5 protein-coding genes and 1 pseudogene are annotated in these 8,430 nt (G+C 57.0%); 2 read left to right on the top strand and 4 right to left on the bottom strand.

All coding sequences use genetic code 11. The features are described from left to right. Positions 1–66: 66 nt before the first annotated feature. Positions 67–3,003: a TonB-dependent receptor gene (locus JHC57_RS00030; protein WP_054588702.1), complete on the bottom strand. Its 2,937-nt coding sequence runs from the start codon at positions 3,001–3,003 to the stop codon at positions 67–69. A gap of 687 nt (positions 3,004–3,690) precedes the next feature. Between JHC57_RS00030 and JHC57_RS00025 the strand changes: the two genes are divergently transcribed. Then, a complete protein-coding gene (locus JHC57_RS00025; protein WP_215350569.1) occupies positions 3,691–4,803 on the top strand; it encodes a hypothetical protein in 1,113 nt (370 codons plus the stop codon). Further along, positions 4,728–5,335: pseudogene (locus tag JHC57_RS00020) on the top strand (IS5 family transposase); the annotation flags it as partial. The gene JHC57_RS00025 and the pseudogene JHC57_RS00020, both read left to right, overlap by 76 nt. A 115-nt stretch (positions 5,336–5,450) precedes the next feature. On the opposite strand, the gene JHC57_RS00015 reads toward JHC57_RS00020, so the two are convergent. The 3 genes from JHC57_RS00015 to JHC57_RS00005 all read right to left on the bottom strand — a co-directional run bounded on the left by JHC57_RS00015 (position 5,451) and on the right by JHC57_RS00005 (position 8,369). After that, positions 5,451–6,221, bottom strand: a complete 771-nt coding sequence (locus JHC57_RS00015; RefSeq protein WP_054590306.1) for an NUDIX domain-containing protein — start codon at positions 6,219–6,221, stop codon at positions 5,451–5,453. Positions 6,222–6,285: 64 nt separating this feature from the next. Further along, positions 6,286–7,875 (bottom strand): AarF/UbiB family protein, encoded by a 1,590-nt coding sequence (locus tag JHC57_RS00010; RefSeq protein ID WP_039575416.1) that lies wholly within the window; start codon positions 7,873–7,875, stop codon positions 6,286–6,288. A 5-nt stretch (positions 7,876–7,880) separates the two neighbouring features. Beyond that, positions 7,881–8,369: a MarR family transcriptional regulator gene (locus JHC57_RS00005; RefSeq protein ID WP_052208277.1), complete on the bottom strand. Its 489-nt coding sequence runs from the start codon at positions 8,367–8,369 to the stop codon at positions 7,881–7,883. Positions 8,370–8,430 lie beyond the last annotated feature (61 nt).

Here is an 8,430-nt window from a genome sequence, read left to right as displayed (position 1 = left end):
GGCCCCCCCCACGCCGCGATTTTCATGCGGTATAATTTTTCCCGATCGATTGGGACAGCTAAAGCATTAGAATTTTGCGCCGATCGCGACACCATAACGCCGCGGATCAAGCGTGTAGATATTTGTAAAATTACCGGAAGATGCATCGGTGACATAAAGTCCGGTAACTGAGTTGCTATCGAAGATATTCTGAACGAACCCCCGGACAAACCAGCGCTCGTCGGCACCATTCAACTGCAAAACTGCATTAGCCTGTACGAAAGGTTGGATGCGATTAATTCTGCCGTTGAAGATATTGCCATATTGCTTTCCGGTCATGGAAATGTCGACGCGGGGGACGAGTGTCATACCATTCCCGACCTCTGCCGTGTACTGCACGCCCATCGAGACCTTGACATTCGGCGCTTGCGGCAATGTGTTGCCCTTGATGTTAACCTCGACGCCAGGACTCAATACCTGGATCCCGCTGTTCGCAGGGATAGCGCTCGCGAGGACACCGCAAATGCCGAACGCGCCGCTGGAGGCGATATTGCCGTCCGAAGGAAATTCCTGCGGTGCGCGAAGGCCGAGAGCCGCATTTACGCCCGCAACGAACGCATCAGCAACGCCAGGCGCAGGTCCCGTGACAGCGCAGTGCGCACCATTGCTGATGTCCTTGATAATCACGGCATCAGGATCCCCGCCGCCCGGATCACGCGGATTGGAGAAGAATTGATCGCCGGCGACCTTGGCATTGAGATAGCTGAAGGACAGATTGATAAGCCAGTTCGGGTCCGGCCTGATGACAGACTCCAGTTCGACACCCCAGATATTGGCGTCAACCGTGTCATTCACGGACGTTCTTGCCACGATGCGGCTGAGCTGCAGTCCACTATATTTGTAGTAAAATGCGGTGGCATTGAGTTGTAACGCGCCGTTTGCGAAGACGTTCTTGGAGCCGATCTCGAAGGCATCGATCGTTTCAGAGCCGAAACTCTCGCTGACGGCGAAAATCGGAGAAAGCGGAGGATTGATCCCGCCGGATTTGTAACCCCTAGAATAAGATGCATAGAGTGAATTGTCCGGCGTAACCTCGAAGGCCAGAACTGCTCGTCCGGTAATTTCGTCGAAGCTTACTTCGCGAAACTGGGCGAGCTGTTGGCCCGGCGTCCCCGGGTCGGCATCGAAAAGCCCAGACGGCCCGGTGAGGGGCGTTATCGGGGTATCGAACGGATCTCCATCATTGGCATAAGGGTTCAGGAAACTGATCAGCGTCGTACGCGCCGTCACATCCTTCTTGTCATTATTGTAACGCAGCCCCCCGGTCAACGTCAGCCGGTCGCTTAGATCGAAATAGACCTCGCCGAAAATGCCATAGCTCTCTAGATTCGATTCCAGCGAGTTGTTCCGATACATCGACGTCGCGAAATAGGATGGCGGAAGGCCGCCCGACAAGGAGCCGAATGAACCCAATACGGCACTGGCGTAATCGAGCGCAAACGAGTTCACATAATAGCTATTGTCGGTGGTTTTCGATTTCGCGTAAATTCCGCCCAACAGGAAATTGAACGGCCCGTCGAAGTCACTCGTGAGGATGAGCTCTCCGCTCCACGATTCGCGTTGTTCCGAAGATCGATCGAAAGAAAGCGGCGTTTCGGAACACAGCGAGTTCCCTTCGAAAGCGCCTCTGCTTCCATCATCATTATCCGACGTGCACAGCACGCCCTGCGGACCGTCCGGGATTAGAGCGCCGGCAATCGGCGAAAAATAGGCCGAAGAGCCGGGAATGAAGGCTGGCGCCGGCGGAGCAAGACCTGTCGGTAATCCGTTAGCCGCAAAAAAGTCCAACGTATTGAGCGCCGGGGCGAAACCGGCACGGCTTTGAATTCCAAGAAAATAGTCCTGCCTGGAATCGACTTCAGTATCCTGATAAATGCCGGTGGCCGTCAGGGTCATCGCGCCGAATTTTTGCTCAAGGCGCGCCTGCACCTGTAGCTCTTCGGCAAAATAGAAAGGGGTATAGGCCGTGTTGACGACACGCACATCGCCAGGCTCCTGAAACCCGGAAAACCCATCAGGGCCATAAAGGCTGCCGAGGCCGAGCACGGCGGGAATGCCCTGAATGGCGAAGAACTCGGATGAACTGAGCGTCGCACCGACCGTTGAATTTGCGTTCGTGGTATCGAAATCACGTCGATTGTTCAGGCATCCGAGCACGCCCAATGGATCGCGTTGGCACGTTTGTTTCTGGTTTCTGAGGCGCGTGTCCTTTTCCCGGAAATAATAGCCCATGAGATCGATCGTCGTATCAGGACCGGGTTCGAAACGAAGGGAGCCTCGCAACGCATAGAGGTCCCGAGCGTCGATGTCCGATCCATCATAGAGATTCGTCGTATAACCGTCGCGGTTCACATATATGCCCGCCAGCCTCACGCCGATCATATCCCCGATCGGGACGTTGACCATGCCACGCGCTTCGATGCTGTTGAAATTGCCATACTCGAATTGCGCTTCAGCCTCGAAACGGGAGAGTTTGGGTTTCGCGGTCACAACATTCACGACCCCGGAGGTCGCATTCCGGCCGAACAGGGTGCCTTGAGGTCCGCGAAGGACTTCAATCCTTTCCAGATCGAAATATTCGGTCTCGAACAGGCGTGTTCCGAACAAGGGGGATCCATTGACATGGATTGCGGTCGCAGCATCGCAGGTGACGCCGACGCACAGGTCGCCAACGCCGCGAATAGTGAATGAAGCTGAGGTGAAATTGCCTTTCGAGAAAGATACATTGGGCAGCGTCAGCTGTAGATCCGAGGCATTTTCGATCTGCTGGCTTTCAAGCGCCTCAGCGCTGAATGCGCTGACAGCGATCGGTACGTCTTGCAAGCTTTGCGCCTGACGTTGCGCTGTCACGACGATGACATTGTCACCGCCATCTGGCTCTTCGGCTATGACTTCCTGAGCATTTGAGACCTGTGGCAACGCCATCACGACGGCGCTTGCCAACCAATAGGCTTTCTTATTCATCACCCTATCTCTCCCTGTCTCGATTTTTTCGTTTCTTGCGCGAACCCGTCCTTGTCCCCGATTGTCGATGTTCAAAAATGGGGCAGCTCGCCGAGCTGCCCCGAGTTTGAGGAGTGGCCAGAAGGAGATTTCCGGAGAGGAAAAGATTCTCGCCGCTCGGCTGGAAGATGAGCAGTTTTTCGGCATTTGGTAAAGAACTTTATTATGGCACTTTATTATTTTGCTCGGGGCGGTGGGAGGTGTGCCATCTCAGATCCGAAGATATCAGTTTATACATCCGATGCTTGCTGTCAGCGCTTCAGCCTTGGCGCGGTCGAGCGCGCGCCGACGACTTTTGGATGCGGCTGCGGTACGGCATGCCCGATCCGGAGCGCATGACCCGCGTGGTCGAAAGTTGGATAGCAGTGCAAAAGGCCGGGCTCTGATCCCGGCTGGTGGAAACCAGGGGGTCAGGTCAGTTCACCTATTCCTTCCCGTTCATTTTAGAGTCATCAAGATCGTATTAACCACGTCACGGTCCCTGCCGGGCAGGGCTTTCACGTGGGGGCATCCATGACCAGAACCAAACCATCCCTTAAGTCAGCTATCCTGTTGGCCAAATAGGATCAAGGCGACCGGCGCACCAATTTACCTCGTGACTGAGCCATGTGCGCGCGAAAACCGTCACCACTTCGATGGGGATTCGACATGACATTGCCATTTCACATGCCGTCCACAATCCGCCTTTCGGGTGTAGGTCTTGCCGCTTGTGCGATTGCCACGATTGCTGCCGCAAGTGCGCAGGCGCTACCACTATCCAGCTTCAAGGATCAGGGCGTCGACCATATCTTTGGCAGCTACGCCCCGCGCGGCGACTGCTCAAAGGAACCGCGCGTAACCATCGATGAAAAGGGCATGACGTTCCGCGCCAATGGTCGGGAAATAAAGCCCCCTCGGGTGGAATATGCTCTCACCTTCATGGGCCAGAGCTATGACGGCATCATGGCAGTATTTTTTCCCTTTCCAGTTAGCAGCAATGATTTTGGTCGGGTTCTCATGTATGTGAACGACGACGAGAAGCGCGGTGTCATCCGCTTTGAATCCGATCTGCCGCGCGGCCAACGCCCGGCTTCTTTCCATGCGGCCTTCACGGGTGGCGGCCCGTTCACGCTCTGCCAGGGCAGCGCTCTTGCTGGCACGCCACTGCCGCCACGGCCTGAGCCGGCGGTGGCCGTGCAAGGCATTCCAGCGGAATGGACCAATCTCGCCAGCCTCGTCGGCAAATATCCGGGAAGCTACGCCAAGGACAATATCGACCTGTTCGATAAGGGTACCTTGGCTGCGGCATTGAAGGCCCGGATGGGGCCGAAGATGGCTGCGCTGCGGACCAATCTCTCAGCCGTCTCGCCATTGCAGCGGGCTGGGAACTATTACTATCTTTCCGGCAATGCGCAGCATCAGGGCGGTGTGGAGCAGGCCTATATAATAATAGACCCGGCGCGCCGTGCGGTGCAGGTGGGCCTTTGGGAGCGCGGCAAGCTAACAGTTTATCCGTCTGCTTCGGGCGTTAGGCTGCCGATTGCGCCGGAAATCAAGACGCTGTTGGACAAAAGCCCGCCCGAAACGGCAGTGCCGCTTCCCGGTACACCCTGGGAAGTTGTACCGGTGCAAGGTCGCGCGCCCATGGCTTATGTGAGCGCCGCGGCATCGCCCAACATCGAAGCCCTCAGTCTCTATTGTGAAGGCGGAAATACGGCCCGGCGAAGACGCTCTACAATCGCTGGAAGCGGTGGAGCGACAAAGGCATCTTCATCCGCATGATGGAAGGCCTGGCGACACCTCAGGCTCCCGAGCGCAAGACGATCATGATCGACGCGACCTATCTTAAAGCGCACCGCACGGCGTCGAGCCTGCGGGTAAAAAAGGGGGTCCAGGACGCCTGATCGGCCGGACGAAAGGCGGCATGAACACCAAGCTTCATGCCGTGAGTGATGCGAATGGTCGTCCAATCAGCTTCTTCCTGACCGCCGGACCGGTCAGCGACTACACTGGCGCGGCCGCTTTGCTCGACAGTCTGCCCAACGCGCAATGGATGCTGGCCGACCGAGGCTATGATGCCGACTGGTTCCGCGACGCCCTGCAGGAGAAGGGTATCACGCCCTGCATCCCGGGCTGAAAAATCCGGAACACGACCGTAAAGTACGACAAACGCCGCTACAAACGCCGTAACCGCATCGAGATCATGTTCGGCCGCCTCAAAGACTGGAGGCGGGTCGCAACACGCTACGATCGCTGCCCGAAGGCCTTCTTCTCCGCCGTCGCACTCGCCGCAACCGTCATCTTCTGGCTCTGATCAATGAGTCCTGACCCTAGACTATGCGACAAGAAATACTGGGATAAAACAAGCCATTCCCCCAGTTACCCGGCTACGGATCGTAAGAGTTTGCCCCCGCTTGCTTGCTTCTATCTCAGCTGATAACTTCGAAGGCTGTGCCGTATCCCACGTCGGCGGGGATAGTGAGGATGTTCTTGCCGTCTCGCTGGATGACTTCTGGAAGGACCGGCACGATTTCGCGAGCCTTGGCCCGCGCGACGCAATCGTCTGCGCTCGCAGCTTCGGCTAGCAGTTGCAGGTTCAATCGCGTGGGAAAGATGATCGTTCGTTCACCGCTGACACCCAGTTTCAGGGCTTTGCTTGGCGAAAGCCATTCCGCATCAACGGTTTCATATCCATCACATGCTGCGATCTGGCGCTCTGGGGCGCGAACGACGAAGAAATGAGTGTCGAAGCGCTTTTGCATAAAGCTGGGCGTGATCCACCGCGCGAACTCGCTCAGGCGATCAAGGCGCAGTTGCACATCGGCCTCGCGCACAATGTCGAAAAATTCGCGCTCGCCTCGCTCGACGGCTTTGCGGCTTTCAAGATCGCAAATATCCTCGAACTCGCTACCGTCGCGATGATCGGCCAGCAGGATGCCTGCTTCCTCAAAGGCTTCACGAATCGCGGCAATCCGAAGGGTGCGCTGCGTAGGATCTAGCGTTTTCCAGCCCCTGCAATAATCGGCCCATTCAGGCGCTTCATCGGCAGCAGAAGGCTTTCCACCGGGAAAGACCAGCGCGCCGGATGCAAAATCGATCTGGTGATGCCGCTTGACCATCAGCACCTGGAACTCCGGCTCGTCGCGAAGCAACAGCATGGTGGCTGCGGGGACCGGATCGACTGGCTTCTGCAGTGTCATCATAAACTCCAGTTCTCAGTTGGCCTGATATTGGACGCTGGCCCGTTCAAGCTGAGCAACGATCTTATCGCCATTTGCGCAGAAGAACCAACCCGGCAAGAGCCACTGCAACACTTGCAAGCACCCAGGATTGATTCGCAAGCAGCGCCGCGGAGACGATAAGTGCGGCCGCCACAGGACCTTTGACAGGCTGGCTCGCGCGGCGAATGGCTGCGAGCTTCTCAAAACTTGCCGGATCAATCTGGACAGGCACATGCCCGGACTTGGCTATAGCGGCGGCGTTATCGAGAAGGTCAGGCATGATCGCCGCTAGGGCGAGGAGTTGTCGGCGAACTTTTTTTAAATTGGCGCGATTCCTGCCAAGGGAGAATCTTTCTGCGAACAGCTCCAACATGATGGGGCGTGTTTCCTCCCCGATATTATAGTCAGGCGCAAAGGAACGCGCAAACCCTTCCGCCGTGAGCAATGTTCGAAGAAGGATCGCCAGATCAGGCGGAAGTGCGAGCTGATAGTCTCGCAGGAGATCGAACACGCGGCTGAAAATATGCGAGAACTCAATCCCCGAAAGGACCGTTCCCCTGAACTCACCGATCAGCTGGTCCAAATTCTGGGTGAGCCCATCACGGTCAACTTTCGGATCTCCAGCCCATTCGAGCAACACGTTCGCGACGTCTGCTGTGTCTTCGTCGGCTATAGCCATGACAAGTCGTACCAGTTCCTCGCGCCTCGCCTTTGTGAGAGTGCCGACCGATCCGAAGTCGATAAAGCCCACATCCTGTTCCCCGATAAGGAAAACATTGCCTGGATGCGGATCGCCATGAAATTCGCCATTCAGAATGATCATGCGCAGGACTGCATTCGCATATTGTCTCGCGAACGCCGCCACGCGTGGGTCGGTCGATTCGGCCTCGATCGCAGACGCGGGCGTTCCATACAGCCGCTCCTGGACGTTGACCCGTATCCCCGTCAGTTCCCAATGAATTGTTGGAGTCTTGATCCCAAGCGTATCAAGATAGCCACCGATACGCTCGCATGCACGAGCTTCTGCTGCCAGATCCATTTCCCAGGCAAGATTTCTGCCAAAGGTTCGCAGGAACTCTACGGGGCGATAGCGGGCGATTTCAGGGGATCGATCCTCGGCAACGGCGGCGAGGCGCGTCAGGAGCCGCACATCGGCCTCCATTCGCGCAGCAGTGCCCGGACGCCGCACCTTTATGATAACGTCGGCGCCGTCGAGCAGCGAAGCAGAGTAGGTCTGCGCTACCGAAGCCGAAGCCAGTGGTTGTTCATCGAATTGGGTGAATTCCCCTCGCCAGTCAGCTCCCCAGCTTGCGGCAAGGATGGGCTCGATTTCTTCGAATGGCACCGGAGAAACCTGATCGTGGAGCGTCGCGAAGGCAGCAATCCAGGACCTGGAAAACAGATCGCTGCGCGTCGCCAGCAGCTGTCCAAGCTTTATTCCGACCGGACCAATGTCGCGCAGGAGTGCGACGACCGCCGCCGGCCGCAATTCACCTGGATCGATTGACTTGGCCGGATGCGGAATGACTCCGAGAGCGCCCGCCAGGCTTTTGGCGCCGTGCCGGACAAGAATCTGTCCTATCTCGGCGGCGCGTGCGATGTCTCCTATCGGTTTATCTCGGAACCCAGGCATATGTCCTATTCCGCATCGGTCCGGCTCTGATCGAGATTCGACGCAATCCGCACAAGAATGTCCAGCAACGTCCGTTTTTCGTCGCGCGTGGCGTTCCGCCATAGGACCCTATGCAGCCCGTCCGCGGATTCTCTCAGTTGGGGCAACAACCTGTCGAGCTCCTGGGTCAGGATGAGCTGCCATGCCCGGCCGTCCGTTTTGGCTCGTCGCCTTTCCATCAATCCTTTCCCACAAAGGCCAGCGACGGCTTGACCGATCGTGGCGGATTCCAACTCTAGTCGCTTGGCAATTCCGGCCTGCGTCAACGATGGTTCGCGGAGAAGTTGTCCGATGATGCGCCACTGCGTCTGATTGAGGCCAATCTTGGCAATCCGTGCGTCATAAGCGCGCCTCGCCCCCCGACTAATCTCGTCCATCAAATATAGCATACGGTCGTCGTCGGTGAGGGCGCCTTCGCGAAGCCGTGGCGGCATTGTGTCGAGATTTGCGTTCATACCGCTGCCTAGCCGCTCTTATGCACCAAGGGGTGTCTGAGCGGTAGGCGGGAGTAGCGTA

This window comes from Sphingopyxis sp. (assembly GCF_016463645.1).
GTDB lineage: Bacteria > Pseudomonadota > Alphaproteobacteria > Sphingomonadales > Sphingomonadaceae > Sphingopyxis.
This window is presented reverse-complemented; position numbering and strand designations above follow the sequence as displayed.

Bases quoted from the DNA above. Each gene is read 5' to 3' on its own strand.
- JHC57_RS00030 (WP_054588702.1), bottom strand. From the start codon at position 3,003: ATGAATAAGAAAGCCTATTGGTTGGCAAGCGCCGTCGTGATGGCGTTG.
- JHC57_RS00025 (WP_215350569.1), top strand. From the start codon at position 3,691: ATGACATTGCCATTTCACATGCCGTCCACAATCCGCCTTTCGGGTGTA.
- JHC57_RS00015 (WP_054590306.1), bottom strand. From the start codon at position 6,221: ATGACACTGCAGAAGCCAGTCGATCCGGTCCCCGCAGCCACCATGCTG.
- JHC57_RS00010 (WP_039575416.1), bottom strand. From the start codon at position 7,875: ATGCCTGGGTTCCGAGATAAACCGATAGGAGACATCGCACGCGCCGCC.
- JHC57_RS00005 (WP_052208277.1), bottom strand. From the start codon at position 8,369: ATGAACGCAAATCTCGACACAATGCCGCCACGGCTTCGCGAAGGCGCC.